This is a genomic window from Vibrio cyclitrophicus, from assembly GCF_024347435.1.
GTDB classification, from domain to species: domain Bacteria; phylum Pseudomonadota; class Gammaproteobacteria; order Enterobacterales; family Vibrionaceae; genus Vibrio; species Vibrio cyclitrophicus.
Window position 1 is genome coordinate 75181 of record NZ_AP025481.1, and the last position, 15966, is coordinate 91146.

Here is a 15966-nt window from a genome sequence, read left to right on the forward strand (position 1 = left end):
GTAAGAAAGATGAATCAAGTTTGGGTAACTGGAGACGCTGTCGTCGACCTCATTCCGGAGACTGACTCGACATTATTGAAATGTCCGGGCGGTGCGCCTGCCAATGTCGCGGTAGCGATTTCTCGCCTTTTAGGCAAAAGCGCATTTTTCGGCCGAGTGGGTAACGACCCGTTTGGCACTTTTATGGAAGTGAATCTGCAAAAGGAAGGTGTGAATACCGAGCGTTTGGTGAAGGACCCTGAACAACGCACATCAACCGTGGTGGTAGATCTTGATGACCAAGGCGAGCGCAGTTTTACGTTTATGGTTAAGCCAAGTGCCGACCAGTTTATGTCTGTTGAAGACATTCCCGAATTTAAGAAAAACGAGTGGTTACACGTCTGCTCAATCTCTTTAGCTAATGAACCAAGCCGAAGCAGTACCTTTGAAGCTATCCGACGCATGAAAGCCGCGGGCGGTTACATCAGTTTCGATCCAAACCTTCGTGATGAAGTATGGCAAAACCCATCTGAAATTAAGTCTGTGGTCATGAAAGCGGTTGAATTGGCTGATGTGGTTAAATTCTCAGAAGAAGAGCTGGATTTCTTAACCGATTCAACTTCTATCGAACAAGGTTTAGCTAACATTGCAGATCTTAACAACAGGCTTGTTTTGGTTACGCAGGGCGCGAAAGGCGTTTGGCGAGTATTTGAAAACCAAGGTGTGTTGATTTCAGGTTGCTCAGTGACGCCTGTGGATACCACGGGTGCAGGCGATGCTTTTGTTGGCGGTTTGCTTGCAAAGCTTTCTCAACATGAAGAGTGGAATAATCAACGAGTCGTTGATTCTGCAATTCAGTGGGCGAATGGTTGCGGTGCATTGGCAATCACGCAAAAAGGCGCGATGACCGCACTTCCCACGCAAGAGGCTCTCACTCAGTTTATTCAAAAAGACTCTTCAAATACGAATGCCGTAGAGGAGAGTGTATGAGTTTGAATTCGAACTGGACAGTAGAGCAAAGGTACTGTCGCGTAGAGCAGATTTCTCAAGACAGTATGGATGCGATGGTAAAACAGCGTAAGCAAGATTCTGGATACCCTAGTTACCATATTGCTCCCAAATTTGGCTTGCTGAATGACCCAAATGGTTTGTGTTACTTCAACGGCGAGCATCATATTTTTTACCAATGGACGCCGGTTGGCCCTGTTCATGGCATGAAGTATTGGTATCACCTGTCTACAAAAGATTTTGTTCACTTCGAAGACCATGGCATTGGACTGCATCCAGATCAAGACTACGATTCTCATGGGGTTTATTCTGGTGGAGCTCTCGTTGAAAACGACGAAGCTATTTTATTCTTCACGGGAAATCATCGTGATGAAAACTGGGAAAGGTCCTCAACTCAGTGTGTTGCAAAGATGTCCGTCAAAGGGCAAATAGAAAAGCATGGTGTGGTTATCGAAAATGAACACTACACAGAACATTTCCGCGACCCAAAAGTGTGGAAGGACGGTGACGATTACTTGATGGTTGTTGGGGCTCAGACCCAAGAAAAACGTGGTTCAATGGCGCTGTACAGAAGTCGTGATCTCATGAACTGGCAGCATAAAGGTTCTATTCAAACTCGTTACAACAATCTTGGCTATATGTGGGAATGCCCTGACTTTTTCGAGATAGATACCCAGTCAGTGATGTTGTTTTCTCCACAAGGTGTCTCTAGCGATAATCCGTACGATTTTAAAAATATTTACTCAGTGGCTTACATTGTTGGTGATTGTTTGAATTTAGATTCGATGGAATTTGAAAACCATCAAGATATCGCGCAGCCTGATTACGGATTTGATTTTTACGCACCTCAGACTTACTTAGACGATTCCGGTCGCCGGATCTTGATTGCTTGGGTAGGCCTTCCTGATATCGACGCTCCATCTGTAGCGCACCAATGGGCGGGTATGTTGTCATTACCTCGTGAGTTGAAAATCCAAGATGGTTATCTTGTTCAATCTGCTTTACCTGAATCGAAAGCGCTGCAGGGTGAGGCTGTGGTGGTTGAGAACACTCTTGAACTGAATACAACCAGCTTCATGATTGAGATCGAAACAGGTGCGGACAAGTTTGAGTTTACGCTTGCCAACGCCGCGGGCGAGAATATCGTGTTCAGTGCCACAGAGACGGAATTCATGCTTGATCGCAGTAAGATGTCTCAACTTTACGCGGAAGAGTTTGGCTGTGTGAGAAAAGCGCCGAGGTTAAGTGTTGAGCAAACTATCGAAGTTTATGTCGATAAATCGGTGATCGAAATTTTTATCAATGGCGGTAAACATACAATGACCAGTCGTTTCTTCATCGATGATTTGAAGTTGTTGTCGATTGCCGGTGACATGGAAGCCGTTTATCACTCGATGAGTTCAATTAAAGGGTTGGATGAATAGTCCTCTTTCATTTCAGTTACAAAAGCCGCTGTTTACCAGCGGCCTTTTTAAGCTTGTGAACTTCATATTTTAAGCGAGTTGACCGGCTTCATCCTCTTCAACCACATCGGTTTCCAAGCTTGCTTCTGCTAACCATTTTTGTATTGAAGGGCTGTTAAGCACGCGTTGTTGATACTGTGATGCCTTTTCGGAAAGTTGTATTCCATAGGTTTCTACACGTAAAGCCACAGGTGCAAACATCGCATCGGCAATCGACCATTCACCAAACAACCATTCCTCTGGGTATTGTTCCATTTGTGCAGACCATATTGCATCGATACGAGCGATGTCTTTCAGTGCATCTTCACTCAAAACGAGCTTTCTTTTAGCTCGGCAGTTCATCGGCATTTCATTTCTGACGGCAAAAAACCCAGAATGCATCTCTGCAGAAATTGCTCGGGCATGGGCGCGATCTGCAACTGAATTAGGCCATGCCGCGCCGTTCAAATGTGCGTCGTTGACGTATTCAAGAATGGCCAACGAATCCCAGACGGCAATATCACCATCGACTAAGGTTGGAACTTTGGCCGTTGGTGTAACGGCAGCCAACGTATCGTAGAAATCAGAGGTAAAAAGTTTAAGCTTGATGATGTCTGTATTCAGGTTGTAGTTATCAAATATCAGCCATGCTCGTAATGACCAAGTTGAGTAATTCTGGTTTCCAATATAAAGCTGCATAGGTGCTTCCTTGCGTTTGGTGAGTATGTTTTGAGCTTAGGGGATTGTATTGCGGAGCACTAACGGATAATTTTGATGGAATACATTAATAAAAGCGATGGGTGGTGAGTTCAATATGGATATTGATGCGTTGCGAGGCTTTCTCGCTTTTGTGGAAACCAGCAGCTTCACGCGAGCCGCGAAACAGATCAACCGCACCCAATCGGCATTCAGTGCTCAGATGCGTAAGTTGGAAGAAGAACTTAATGTAACTCTTTTTCAAAAAGAAGGACGCAATCTTGTGCTCACTGAAGCGGGCTTAGCGCTACGTTCTCACGCGGAGCAATTAGTTGCCCTCCACAATTCGGCCCTGAAACAGGTAAAGCGATATGGGGACAAACAGCCGCTTCGGTTAGGTTGCCCAGAAGATTACAACGACACCATTCTTCCGAAAGTGATTCGACTGTTGCAGCAAGCAGAACCCACCTGTTCTATTCAAGTATTCAGCCTACCAAGTATTACGCTCAGAGAGTGGCTAGATGATGGCCGATTAGATGCAGCGATTGTCACCCGAGCGCCTGACAGCGAAGAGGGATATTGGCTGACTCATGATGTCGGAGTTTGGATTAGTAGCCCTGAGTTTGCGTTTGATGACGTTAGGCCAGTTCCATTGGCGCTGTTTCAGACTGATTGTAAGTATCACGCGGCGGCGGTGAACGGTTTAACCAAGCAAGGTACGTCTTACCAACTGTTGGCATGCAGTAATACTGCTTCGGCGCAGCGTGCGATCGTGAAGGCCGGTTTAGCTATTGGGGCGATGGGTAAGCTCAGTGTTACCCCTGATTTGAAGATCCTTGAAGACATGCCTCCACTGCCTTCGGTGGACATTGTGCTTATTCTCGCCAGTAAACCTCACCCAGTATTGGATAAAGAAGTGCTCAATCAACTTGTCGAGTTGGGAACTAATTAGATTTCTTCTTTGATGGCCTGACATGCCGAGATAAGACCCGACTATTTTCTTGCTTTACCTCAGTCAGTTTTCGCCATGACCATAAACGTACCCGTGCCTCTTTTGCGCTGGTTTCGAGATCTATGACAGGATTGAGGTAAGGAGAGTTAGGTTCAAATTTATGCATCATCATTTCCATCGGCGTCATCTTCCAGGGCTCAAATAATAATGGCGTCGGAACCTCTGAGAGTTCTGGAACCCATTTTCGAATAAAATCACCATCGGGGTCGTGTTCTTGTGCTTGCTTCGTTGGGTTATAAATTCTTATGGTATTGATTCCAGTTACTCCAGCTTGCATTTGAAACTGCGGATAATGAATACCGGGTTCGAAATCGAGGAAGAGTTGCGCTAAATGAGTCACGCCATTTCGCCAGTCCATATTCATGTGGTGAGTGAGAAAGCTCACTAACATCGAACGCATCCGAAAGTTGATATACCCCGTGTGATGCAAACAACGCATGCAGGCATCGACCAATGGCACTCCCGTTAAACCGAGTTTCCATGCTTTTAATCGTGTTGGGTCGTTTACCGTTTCATTGTACAACAGCGCCTCATAGGCGAAATTTACACAGCGAAATTCCATGTCACATTCCGATTCAAACTTCTGTATGAAATGACAGTGCCAATGAAGCCTTGAAGAGAGAGCGATGAGGCTACGACGAAAGCCTGCGACCTGCCAGTGTTCCAACAGATGTTGATAAACTTCACGCAGCGAAATGTTACCCCAAGCCAAATACGGGGACAGGCGAGTGCAAGCATGTCTCGATGCTTCTGGGCTTGAGATACTACGGTAGTAATCGCGACCTCGTCGCTGAAAGAAGTCATGCAAGGTTGCCCATGCCAACGTACTGCCGCCCGTTTGTATACCATTGCTTTTGGTTAACCAGGCTTCTGGAGGCACTATTGCTAACCCAAGCTCATTAGCATCCAGAGTATGCAATGATTCTGTTGTCAATTTGGTTTGGATTATGGGGGCGCGCATGACACTGTTCCAGTGTTTATCCCAACCGATTCGGTCTTTCGCCCCTCTGACGACAGCGCCCTGAGCAGACTCTTGCCAACAGATGTTGTGTTCTTGAAACCAGTCAGAAATTTGCTTGTCACGATCGAAAGTACAATTTAAGCCTACCTCTTGATGGGAGAATACATTTTGGATGTGGTAACGAGATTGGACCGCTTCGAAGCAGTCGATAGCGTTACCATAGAGTATTGATACTTGATGTCCATGCTCGCTCAATGACAGGTTCATGCATTGGAGCGATTGCCAAATAAATCTCCAGTGCCGTTCTGAATAATGCGCATTGTCTAACAGCATGGGCTCAAAGATGTAAAGTAATACCGTTGGGTGTTGCTCTGATAAAGCCTGCTGCAATGGCTCGTGATCGGTAAGGCGTAAATCTCGTTTTAGCCACACTATGTTAATTGTTTGCATCTGAACCCTCTGTCGTTTTGAAGCATTACGTAGCAGAGGTCAAAATTTCTCACTAGATGTGCAATTTTTTATTGCAAAGAAAAGCCACAAATAAGAGTGTCGGGTACTTATTGTTTATTAATAATCCCTAAGCTCTTCAGTTTTCGATAAATAGTGTTGCGGCTGATGCCGAGTATTCGTGATGTCTTGCTGATATTTCCTTGGTTGGCTTGATAGGTTTGTAGCAAAGTATCTTCAACGGTGCTTTTTAAATCTGACTTTGGCGTACTTTCGATGGTGTTAAGCGCCATGGGCTTATGATGATTATCTTCTGTCAGCGATGTCAGCTGTTGAGCAAGATGGCTCGGTACATGTTCTAGTGTGAGTTGTGCTTCCTCACCGGCGAGTAGGGCAGCGACTTTAAGTAAGTTGTCTAACTCGCGGATATTGCCAGGCCAAGAATAGGCGCATAACAAACTCATCAAATGTGGGCAGATTGCTTGTTGGTTTTCAGCGTATTTATTATGAATGTTTTCGATTAAGGCTTGTTTGTCTTGTCTGTGTTGTAGGCTTGGTAAAGTGAAGGCTAAGCCGTTCAAGCGATAATAAAGATCTTGTCGAAATTCTCCGGTTGTGACTAGCTGCTCTAAGTTTTTATGAGTCGCGGCGATGATCTGACAATCTACTTGATAGCTTTGGTTTGAACCCACAGGCACTACAGATTTGTCTTGCAGAACATGCAGCAATCGACACTGAGCTTCCAAAGGCATGTCGGCAATTTCATCTAGAAACAGGATTCCCTTATCTGCTTGGCGGATCTTACCTTGGAATCCTTTGTGGCTTGCGCCAGTAAACGCGCCTGGTGCGTAACCAAACAGTTCGGATTCGATAAGATCTTTCGGTAGCGCACCGCAATTCACTGCAACTAAGGGCGACGATTTACGCTGGCTTTGCTTGTGTAATGCTTTAACAAATTCGCCTTTTCCAACGCCCGTCTCTCCTAAGATTAGGAGGCTGATCCCTTTGTCGATTACCTTATTGGCTTGCTGCCAAGCATGTTCAATTTGTTGCTCGCCATGGTGCAAATCGCACGATGCCGAAATAGAGCGAGTGCGTTTTGCGGTTGGCTGCTTGAGATGCTGTTTTTCAAATACGAATGGCGTATCTAATGAGGTTCGGTTGAAAAGAGTGTCGATGCATTCACCAACGATCGAGGTTTGATCCAGTAGTTGAGAGGCAACCTGATTGTGCGCTAGTACTTCGCCAGCTTCGTTTGCTATCACAATTCCTTGCCAACCACTGTGCAGCAACGATTTCTCACATGCGAGGTCAATACGAGTCGAGCCTTGTGGGATATGGCTCAAAAGTTGGTTTTCAATAAGCTGAACCATATTTTGTACCAGCAATTGCACCGAACTGTCGTGCTGTTGCTGCTCGCTGGTAATGTCTAATACGCCAACCATTTGACCTTGATGATTGAACACCGGACTTGCTGAACAACTGATAAATCGATGCTGGTGGATGAAGTGCTGTTCGCCAATGATAGTTACTGGCTTGGCTTCTACAATCGCAGTACCTATTGCGTTAGTGCCTTTAAGTTGTTCCTGCCAACACGCTCCTGAGCTGAGTGCTATAGAAGTTAGTTTCTCTTTAAACCGCTCTTGTCCCCAGCTCGCCAGAATCACCCCTTCTATATCCGTCAGAATTAAGCGGCTGTCAGTACGAGCAAACATCTGATTGAACAAAGGCAGGGCATTACGTTCGACAATGTGGATCAAGTCAGATGATTGGTGACGTCGCTGCTTAAGAATGGATTGCGGCAGGCGAATGTCTTCGGGAAGTCGTCTCTGTTTTAGGCCTGCTTCTGTGCTGCGATGCCAAGAGGATGAAAGCCAATCTGATGTGTTTGCTTGTTGAAGGTGCATGACTGTTCCATGTCGTAACAGTGAGGGTGTACCAAATTGGAACAGTTGAACACTGGAGTGGTCTCCATACGTCCGTTCAATGCCAACTCACTTTAGGTTGTAAACGTTTGGTAATCATAGTTTTACATTTTGTTAACAACAAGGTTTGAAGTTCTGGCGTGTGATTTGCGTTGTTACTGTTGTAAAGAAAACATGAAGTATCAGTGTTTTAAACAGGAAGTATAAATATGGTGACTCTCTTCTCACGAGAAAGCGCCGTGTATTTTCAACAACACAAGTTCAATAAAACAAATACAACATTGAATAATAAAATCAAAGAAGGATCGAACTATGATTTACGCACAGCCGGGTAGTGATAACGCAGTGGTGAACTTTAAAGCTCAATACGATAACTTTATTGGTGGTGAGTGGGTTAAGCCTGTGAGTGGCGAATATTTTGATAATATTTCTCCTGTTAACGGTCAGGCTTACTGTCAAGTGGCACGTTCAACAGAGGCGGATATTAGCTTAGCATTGGATGCCGCGCATGCTGCTCGTGCAAGTTGGGCTGCGACTAGCGTGATGGAACGCTCAAACATCCTGCTTAAAATTGCCGATCGTATTGAAGCGAACCTAGAAGAAATTGCAGTCGCGGAGACGTGGGAAAACGGCAAGCCAGTTCGTGAAACGCTAGCGGCAGATATTCCTTTGGTTGTTGACCACTTTCGCTACTTTGCAGGTTGTATTCGAGCGCAAGAAGGCTGTGCAGCAGAGTTAGATTCAAACACAGCAAGCTACCACTTCCCAGAACCGATTGGTGTGGTGGGGCAGATTATTCCTTGGAACTTCCCGATTCTAATGGCGGCTTGGAAGTTAGCACCTGCGCTAGCGGCGGGTTGTTGTGTCGTGATGAAGCCAGCTGAGCAAACACCCACATCAATTTTGGTGATGATGGAGAAGATCGCCGATCTTCTACCTGCAGGTGTGGTCAACATTGTTAATGGTTTTGGTAGCGAAGCGGGTCAAGCACTGGCAACCAGTGATCGTTTGGCTAAATTGGCGTTTACTGGCTCAACTGAAGTTGGACATCATATTCTGAAATGTGCGGCTGAAAGCTTGATTCCTTCAACGGTTGAGCTTGGTGGTAAATCTCCAAATATCTATTTCCCAGATATCTTCAATCATGAAGACGATTACCTAGATAAGTGTGTCGAAGGCATGCTGCTTGCGTTCTTCAACCAAGGTGAAGTATGTACGTGTCCGTCGCGTGTTCTTATCCATGAATCGGTGTACGACAAGTTCATCGCCAAGGTGATCGAGCGTGCGCAAACCATCAAGCAAGGTAACCCATTGGATACCGATACTCAGGTGGGTGCGCAAGCTTCAAAAGAGCAGTTTGATAAGATTCTGAGCTATCTTGAGATAGGTCGCCAAGAGGGCGCTAAAGTGCTAACTGGTGGTGAAATTGCGCAACAACCTGATGATTTGGGGGACGGTTATTATATTCAACCAACCATGCTCGAAGGCAACAACAAGATGCGTGTCTTCCAAGAAGAGATCTTCGGCCCTGTTATCGCGGTAACCACTTTTAAAGACGAAGCGGAAGCACTAGAAATTGCCAATGATACCGAATATGGCTTGGGTGCAGGTGTGTGGACTCGAGATGCAAATCTAGCGTATCGCATGGGACGCAACATCGAAGCAGGTCGTATTTGGGTGAACTGCTACCACGCTTACCCAGCACACGCGGCGTTTGGTGGTTACAAGAAGTCGGGTATCGGTCGTGAGACGCACAAGATGATGCTCGATCATTACCAAAATACGAAGAATCTGTTGATTAGCTACGATACTAATCCGTTGGGCTTCTTCTAATACTGGTTTGTTTTAAAAGTATGAGAATGAATCATGGGTACAAAGAATAATTAACAACGCAGTTGGCTTATATTAAGAAAAACAAAAAGTGAAAGCAAAACGCCTAACTCATTTGAGTTGGGCGTTTTTATGCTTGAATCGTTCTAGCTTTGCGAAAAGAAGATCTCTGGCTTGTGGACAGGGCCATAGTTGCCTTCTAACTGAGTGAGCTCCAAACCTTGCTTTCCGATCAGAGTACCGACCAACTGGCGGTTAAACGGGTAGCTGTCGGGGTTGTTAATATATTCTTCAACATCAATCCATTTAGCTTCTGCAATTTCATCAGTGTCTTGAATCGAAATCTCTTGGGTTTGCGCGATAAGGTGACAAATAAAGTAGAGGTTCGATTTACCGAATTGATACGGGTGCCTTGTCGCCATGCCAACCACAGAAACGAATGTGGCTTCGATACCTGTCTCTTCCAATGTTTCTCGAATTACTGATTCTTCAATGCCTTCGCCCAACTCAATATGACCGCCAGGTAACTTGTAGCCAGTCATACCGTGCTCTTTGATCATCAGCACTTGGTTGTGTTCGTTAGTGATCAATGCGCCTGCACCCAAAGTGTGGGTGGGGATGAAAGGCACAAACTCTACAATCTCAGATTTATGGATCAGCGTAATCTCGTCTTCTAGACAGTTGTGAAATACAAAGCCAAGTTCAGTCGCCACCGGAATAAGGTGCGACAATGAAATAGGCAAGCTAATCCAAATGATGCCTTTGTTGTTCTGATTTGAAAATTCGGTGATCTCGCTGAGTTCGGCATTGAATGAATCAGCATCGTGAGGGGCTGTTGCTGGGTCAATGATGATGCCGTTAAATTTGTCGAGCGTAAATTCCACGGGTGATCCTTTATTATTTTTGATTTATTGGGAGTCGAGTATAGGTGGAGCTTATCTTATCTCAAGAGCTTATAAAACCTGCTCTGATTGTAGTATTTTTAAGAACACGGCAGTGGTGGAAAAGTGATGGAGAGTTTAAAGCGGGCGGCTTGAAAAAATTGCGCTAGAAACAAAAACTGCGCTTGGAAGCTAAAGCGCAGTTTTAGAGTCGGGTCTATTTGGGTTCGACGCTAACGAATATAGTTTGCATCAATACTCACGTACCAGTGCTGAAGCTTGCCGTCAGATTTTTTGATCCATAAATCGTTGGTGTAGCTCTCGATCTTGCCGTTAACCGTTAAATTGAACGTGTTTTCGTCGAATTCGCCAAGCTTCACGAACTGGTCTGTGGTAACTAAAAACGGGTCCATGTCGTCCACGCCAACCACATCTGAAATCACATAGTAGTGGTATGTCAGCGGCTTGCTCGCGTCATTCGGGTTGCTGCGGTACGCCACAAGCTTGAATGGTTCCGTTAATGGAACATCAAGCGTTTGCTTGTCCATGGTCGCTGGAATCGGGATAAACAGCCAAGCGGTAAACAGACCGCTCAATAAAACCATCAGGAAGAAAAGAGTCTTAATTGCTTTCATAGCAACCTTCAAAATAGGTGATGTTGAAGACGCTATGGTAACAGGTTTGATTTGCTGATTGTAAGAGTATGAATAAGTGAAGGCGACACCTGTCTGTTAGGAAGTTTGAATGAATTGACACACTGTTCATAAACCTTGGTTTACATTTATTTGTGCGAGTAATGAACAGTCATAAAAAAGCCCACACCTTACGGTTGCAAGGTGTGGGTTAAATAACGGTGATTACTTGTTTAGGTAAGCGGCATGGAACTCAATATGTTCATCAATAAAGCTAGAGATGAAGTAGTAGCTGTGGTCGTAACCTGGCTGCATACGTAGCTCTAAATCGGCATTGGTTACCTTAGCCGCTTCGACTAATTGCTCAGGCTTAAGCTGCTCAATCAGGAAGTTATCGGCTTCACCTTGGTCAACCAACATTGGCAGCTTAGTGCCTTTGGTTTTTAGAAGCTCAGAGGCATCGTATTGCTTCCATTCTTCAATATCTAAGCCTAGATATTGGTTGAATGCTTTTTGTCCCCAAGGGCATTGCATTGGGTTGGTGATTGGGCTGAATGCCGAGATAGAACGGTAGCTATCTTCGTTTTTGATACCAATCGTTAGGGCACCGTGTCCGCCCATGCTGTGACCAGAAATCGATTTCACCGAAGTCACAGGGAAGAAAGATTCAATCAATGCTGGAAGCTCTGTTACCACGTAATCGTACATGTGGTAATGGCTGTCCCATGGTGCTTGAGTGGCATTCACATAGAAGCCTGCACCTTGGCCGAGATCGTAGCTTTCATTGTCGGCAACACCTTCGCCACGTGGGCTTGTGTCTGGGGCAACAATGGCAATGCCTTGCTCAGCCGTAGCTTTGAACGCGCCGGCTTTTTGCATGAAGTTTTCATCGGTACAGGTTAAGCCTGATAACCAATACAAAACAGGAACTGGGTTTTCTTTGCTTGCGTTAGGCGGCAAGAAAATCGCAAAACGCATGTTGCAGTCAAGCGTTGCAGAAAAGTGGGTGTATTGTTTGTGCCAACCACCAGCAACCTTTGCTTGGCTAATGTTTTCGATTGTCATCTATTGTGCTCCGTTAGGTTGATGGTTTTGGGGAATAACATGTCTATATTATCTAAAGTTTCACCACCCACCGGGCAGGAGGTGGTGAAGACAGTTTCGCTCTGATGGTTAAGTCAGAACTGTGGTCTCGACACCTAAGTGCCGAGACCGAGGGGTGTTACTTATCCATGTGTAGAACAGTACGGATAGATTCACCTTTGTGCATTAGGTCGAATGCTTCGTTTACGTCTTGCAGACCCATTGTGTGAGTGATGAACTCTTGAAGACCAAACTCACCTGCCATGTAACGGTTAACGATTTCTGGAAGCTCAGAGCGGCCTTTAACACCACCGAAAGCAGAACCACGCCATACACGACCAGTTACTAGTTGGAATGGACGAGTTGAGATCTCTTGACCTGCACCCGCAACACCAATGATTACTGATTCGCCCCAACCTTTGTGGCAGCACTCAAGTGCTTGACGCATTACGTTTACGTTACCGATACACTCGAAAGAGTACTCAACACCACCGTCTGTCATCTCAACGATAACGTCTTGGATTGGCTTGTCGAATTTAGTTGGGTTGATGCAGTCGGTCGCGCCAAGCTGTTTAGCTAGCTCGAATTTGCTCTCGTTGATATCAACACCGATGATGCGGTCAGCACCAGCCATGCGAGCACCAATGATTGCAGAAAGACCGATACCACCAAGGCCGAATACAGCAACGTTGTCGCCTTTTTCAACTTTAGCTGTGTTCAGTACCGCGCCCATACCCGTTGTTACACCACAACCTAGAAGACAAACTTCTTCAAGTGGTGCTTCTTTGCTTACTTTCGCTAGAGAGATTTCTGGAAGTACCGTGTACTCAGAGAAAGTCGAGCAACCCATGTAATGGAAGATTGTTTCGCCATTGATAGAGAAGCGGCTTGTACCGTCTGGCATTAGGCCTTTGCCTTGCGTTTCACGAACCGCTTGGCACAGGTTAGTTTTACCAGATTTACAGAACTTACATTCGCCACATTCAGCTGTGTAAAGTGGGATAACGTGGTCGCCAATCTCAACACTTGTAACGCCTTCGCCGATCATCTCAACGATACCGCCACCTTCGTGACCAAGGATTGAAGGGAAGATACCTTCTGGATCGTCACCTGATAATGTGAATGCGTCAGTGTGACAAACACCAGTAGCAACGATGCGAACTAGAACCTCACCAGCTTTAGGAAGTTGTACATCAACTTCTTCCATTTTTAGTGGCTCGCCAGCTGCCCATGCAACCATTGCTTTTGATTTGATATGAGTTTGACCAGGTTTAATTTCGATTGTCATTGGATGCTTCCTATATATGTCAGTACAGCGGATAACTGTGCAATTAGCTTCAACCCGTTAAGAGTAGTTGAGCTTAATTGTTTCCGCTCTCTCGTTTTGTTGGAGCTAGTATAGGTGTGAGTGCATGTTTTGATAATCCTCTTAAATAGAAAATGATTATTACGTATTTGTAATAGTTAGTATGAAGATCTGCTCTGTGTTCCCAGTAATTACTTTATTCAGATCGAGTCGGGTTTTGATGGAGGGCTACTTATCCAAATAGTCTGAATGCATAGTTATCATTGATGTTTTAGTGGTTGTGTTATGCCAGCTTATATATTAATAACTGATTCCTACGATAGAGTTATCAATACTTATAATCGTTACTAACTAATTGAATTTTAAGGATTGAAGCAAGGTCGCATAAGTGCTCTGTCTGCAACGTTTTGTAAGATATCCGAAACAATAATGTCATTTTTCTCACCTAATCTCCTCGCCAAATTTTTAGTTCTAACTTTTTGGGAAGAGAAAATGAAAAAGAGTACATTGACCGTACTGTCAGGCTTGATAGCAGCCACACTGGTTGGTTGCAATTCGAATTCGCCAAGTGATAGTTCACCAGGTGATGACAACGGTAATCTAGAGAGCGCAGTACAAGTCGCATTCATGCCAGATATCCACTTCCATGATGTTTACGGTAAATTTGAAGACGGTTCGTTCGCAGGACTCTACAACTCGGATAGTCGTGAGTATGCGACAATTCGAACGATGGAATCTCAAATGAACTCTACTCGTCTTTTCAATGAAAACTACTTTGCGATGATAGCGGCACTTGATGATGTGGTTGCGCGTGGTGTGAAGTATGTGGCCTTGCCAGGTGACTTTAGTGATGACGGGCAGCCAGTCCATATGCGTGGTTTGGTTAGTATTTTTGACCATTACCGTGATACACACGGCCTTGAATTTTTCGCAGCACCTGGTAACCACGATCCAGTGCGTCCATTTACAATTCCCGCAGGTAAATCTGATTACCTAGGAGAAGGTGGTAAAGAACAACGCATCTTCAGCCTTGGTAAAGAAGAGTGTGTTGGTTATGACGATGAGTGGACAACTATTCCAGGCCAAGGTGACAGCTTAGACACGATTTGTACTGAAGAAGTACGTGAGTGGGGCTATGAAGAGATCATGAGTATCCTTGGTACTCACGGCTTCTACCCTCAACAAGATTACCTCTACTTTGAAACCCCTTACAGCACCGACCAAGCTCGAACTAATTACAGCTATGATTTAGCGAAAGAAGAAGCGGCCTTTGATAAACGCATGTATGAGATCTGTTACGAAGGCACAGGTGGCAGTTACAAAGAAAATGGTTACACAAGTTGTTCTGAAGTGCCGGATACCAGTTACTTAGTAGAGCCAGTGAAAGGACTTTGGTTGTTGGCGATCGACGCGAACGTTTATCGCCCGAAAGAAAACTCGTCTGATAATTCTGTCGATGGTGGCACGTTTGACGGTTCAAGCAACGCTGGTTACAACATGATGCTGACTCACAAAGAGCATGTGATCGATTGGATCTCTGATGTGGTAAAGGCGGCGAAAGAGCAGAACAAGACGCTGGTTTCCTTCTCGCACTTCCCGATGACCGATTTCTATAACGGCGCTTCTGAAGAGATTGAAGACTTGTTTGGTGAAGGTAGCCACCAACTTGCACGTGAGCCTGACGACAATACCAGCCGCGCATTGGCAGCGACTGGCTTAAATATCCACGTTGGCGGTCACATGCACTTTAACGATACAGGTAAGAAGAGCTTCAATATTGATGGCGTTCAGCACACCCTTTTTAATATCCAAGCACCATCGCTAGCGGGTTATGTTCCTGCATATAAGCTCTTAAATATTCGCCCAGATAATCAGATCGAAGTTGAGACAGTAATTATCGACCAAGTGGCACGTTACAACGAGTTATTCAGTCACTATGAAGAAGAGCATGAGTACCTTACTCAAGCTGCAGTCGGAGACCCAGAAGCACAAGCGAAAATCTGGAACAAAGACATTTTGGATTCAGAAAACTACTACGAACTGACTGATTGGCACATCCGTGAACTAACGCGTCTGCGTTTCCTTCCGGGTGACTGGCCGCTAGAGATGCGCGCTATGATCATGGAAATGAACGGTGAAGAGATGATGATTATGTCTCAGCTACAAACCAACTTCACGGTCTGTCAGCTAGCGAACAAACTCGGCTACGACGTAGGTACTTGTGTTGAAAATGGTGTGGATGACTACGAGCAATTCCAACGAGATTGGGAGACAGCTAAGGTTGTTGCTCAAAAGCTGGCTTCTTTAGAAGGACTAGAATTAGCTGATTTTGCAGAGTGGAGCGGTGAGCTACTAGCGACAGATTTCTACCGACTACGTAATGCAGACGAACTGGCATTCCGTGATATCGGTGAAACACAACTTCGCCAATACGAGTTGCTAAGCCGAGAGCTTTCAGAATTTGATGGTACGGTGGATTCTGAACTGGGTGACCTTGGCCAATATACCGTGGGAGAGGTATTCCGCTCTCGTTTTGGTAGCTTGTTTGTCATTCTTGAAAAATTCGCAACAGGCCAAGCGAGTGACCACTTCTTGATTGATATCGACCAGCAAACACTGACCGATCTGAAAGGTGAAGTGAAGCGCGATATTCTTAGAGGCTCTACGACAGTAAACTAAACGTTGCAGCTTTGCTTTTTTAAAGACTAAGTGTCTTGATATCTCGATTAAAAAGAGCCTGTTAGCCATGAGTTAGCGGGTTCTT

General features: G+C 45.2%; 12 protein-coding genes. 5 read left to right on the forward strand and 7 right to left on the reverse strand.

Annotated features, from left to right (window positions below; all coding sequences use genetic code 11):
• Positions 1-9: 9 nt before the first annotated feature.
• Together OCW38_RS15370 and OCW38_RS15375 are read left to right on the forward strand one after the other, a co-directional pair.
• Positions 10-969 (forward strand): aminoimidazole riboside kinase, encoded by a 960-nt coding sequence (locus OCW38_RS15370; protein ID WP_016766973.1) that lies wholly within the window; start codon positions 10-12, stop codon positions 967-969.
• On the forward strand, positions 966-2411 hold the full coding sequence (locus tag OCW38_RS15375; protein ID WP_016766974.1) for a sucrose-6-phosphate hydrolase: 1446 nt from the start codon (positions 966-968) through the stop codon (positions 2409-2411). The genes OCW38_RS15370 and OCW38_RS15375 overlap by 4 nt, the downstream gene beginning before the upstream one ends.
• Positions 2412-2480: 69 nt before the next feature.
• Here the strand turns inward: OCW38_RS15375 and OCW38_RS15380 are convergent, their stop codons facing one another.
• Positions 2481-3128, reverse strand: a complete 648-nt coding sequence (locus OCW38_RS15380) for a glutathione S-transferase family protein (RefSeq protein WP_016766975.1) — start codon at positions 3126-3128, stop codon at positions 2481-2483.
• Between the two features lie 97 nt (positions 3129-3225).
• On the opposite strand from OCW38_RS15380, the gene OCW38_RS15385 reads away from it, so the two are divergent.
• Positions 3226-4077 carry a LysR family transcriptional regulator gene (locus OCW38_RS15385; RefSeq protein WP_016766976.1) on the forward strand — a complete coding sequence of 284 codons (852 nt, stop codon included), beginning with the start codon at positions 3226-3228 and terminating at the stop codon, positions 4075-4077.
• Here OCW38_RS15385 and OCW38_RS15390 read toward each other — a convergent pair.
• The gene (locus tag OCW38_RS15390; RefSeq protein ID WP_016766977.1) at positions 4070-5548 is read right to left on the reverse strand and encodes a cryptochrome/deoxyribodipyrimidine photo-lyase family protein; all 1479 of its coding nucleotides are present in this window, start codon (positions 5546-5548) and stop codon (positions 4070-4072) included. The two genes, OCW38_RS15385 and OCW38_RS15390, sit on opposite strands and share 8 nt — an antisense overlap.
• A 107-nt stretch (positions 5549-5655) precedes the next feature.
• Entirely contained in the window at positions 5656-7452 is a 1797-nt protein-coding gene (locus OCW38_RS15395; RefSeq protein ID WP_010432822.1) for a sigma-54-dependent Fis family transcriptional regulator, read from the reverse strand.
• 330 nt (positions 7453-7782) lie between these two features.
• Between OCW38_RS15395 and exaC the strand changes: the two genes are divergently transcribed.
• Positions 7783-9303: an acetaldehyde dehydrogenase ExaC gene (exaC, locus tag OCW38_RS15400; protein WP_016766978.1), complete on the forward strand. Its 1521-nt coding sequence runs from the start codon at positions 7783-7785 to the stop codon at positions 9301-9303.
• 143 nt (positions 9304-9446) lie between these two features.
• On the opposite strand, the gene OCW38_RS15405 is transcribed toward exaC, so the two are convergent.
• The 4 genes from OCW38_RS15405 to OCW38_RS15420 form a co-directional block, all read right to left on the reverse strand.
• Entirely contained in the window at positions 9447-10184 is a 738-nt protein-coding gene (locus OCW38_RS15405; protein ID WP_010432825.1) for an NUDIX domain-containing protein, read from the reverse strand.
• A gap of 230 nt (positions 10185-10414) precedes the next feature.
• Positions 10415-10816 (reverse strand): hypothetical protein, encoded by a 402-nt coding sequence (locus OCW38_RS15410; RefSeq protein ID WP_016766979.1) that lies wholly within the window; start codon positions 10814-10816, stop codon positions 10415-10417.
• Between the two features lie 222 nt (positions 10817-11038).
• On the reverse strand, positions 11039-11878 hold the full coding sequence (gene fghA, locus OCW38_RS15415; RefSeq protein WP_016766980.1) for an S-formylglutathione hydrolase: 840 nt from the start codon (positions 11876-11878) through the stop codon (positions 11039-11041).
• Positions 11879-12035: 157 nt separating this feature from the next.
• Entirely contained in the window at positions 12036-13184 is a 1149-nt protein-coding gene (locus OCW38_RS15420; RefSeq protein ID WP_012601124.1) for an S-(hydroxymethyl)glutathione dehydrogenase/class III alcohol dehydrogenase, read from the reverse strand.
• 510 nt (positions 13185-13694) lie between these two features.
• On the opposite strand from OCW38_RS15420, the gene OCW38_RS15425 reads away from it, so the two are divergent.
• The gene (locus OCW38_RS15425) at positions 13695-15881 is read left to right on the forward strand and encodes a metallophosphoesterase family protein (RefSeq protein WP_016766981.1); all 2187 of its coding nucleotides are present in this window, start codon (positions 13695-13697) and stop codon (positions 15879-15881) included.
• The last annotated feature ends 85 nt before the right edge of the window (positions 15882-15966 follow it).

Excerpts from the sequence above, each read along its gene's own strand:
- OCW38_RS15370 (WP_016766973.1), top strand. The coding sequence starts at position 10 with ATGAATCAAGTTTGGGTAACTGGAGACGCTGTCGTCGACCTCATTCCG.
- OCW38_RS15375 (WP_016766974.1), top strand. The coding sequence starts at position 966 with ATGAGTTTGAATTCGAACTGGACAGTAGAGCAAAGGTACTGTCGCGTA.
- OCW38_RS15380 (WP_016766975.1), bottom strand. The coding sequence starts at position 3,128 with ATGCAGCTTTATATTGGAAACCAGAATTACTCAACTTGGTCATTACGA.
- OCW38_RS15385 (WP_016766976.1), top strand. The coding sequence starts at position 3,226 with ATGGGTGGTGAGTTCAATATGGATATTGATGCGTTGCGAGGCTTTCTC.
- OCW38_RS15390 (WP_016766977.1), bottom strand. The coding sequence starts at position 5,548 with ATGCAAACAATTAACATAGTGTGGCTAAAACGAGATTTACGCCTTACC.
- OCW38_RS15395 (WP_010432822.1), bottom strand. The coding sequence starts at position 7,452 with ATGCACCTTCAACAAGCAAACACATCAGATTGGCTTTCATCCTCTTGG.
- exaC (WP_016766978.1), top strand. The coding sequence starts at position 7,783 with ATGATTTACGCACAGCCGGGTAGTGATAACGCAGTGGTGAACTTTAAA.
- OCW38_RS15410 (WP_016766979.1), bottom strand. The coding sequence starts at position 10,816 with ATGAAAGCAATTAAGACTCTTTTCTTCCTGATGGTTTTATTGAGCGGT.
- fghA (WP_016766980.1), bottom strand. The coding sequence starts at position 11,878 with ATGACAATCGAAAACATTAGCCAAGCAAAGGTTGCTGGTGGTTGGCAC.
- OCW38_RS15420 (WP_012601124.1), bottom strand. The coding sequence starts at position 13,184 with ATGACAATCGAAATTAAACCTGGTCAAACTCATATCAAATCAAAAGCA.
- OCW38_RS15425 (WP_016766981.1), top strand. The coding sequence starts at position 13,695 with ATGAAAAAGAGTACATTGACCGTACTGTCAGGCTTGATAGCAGCCACA.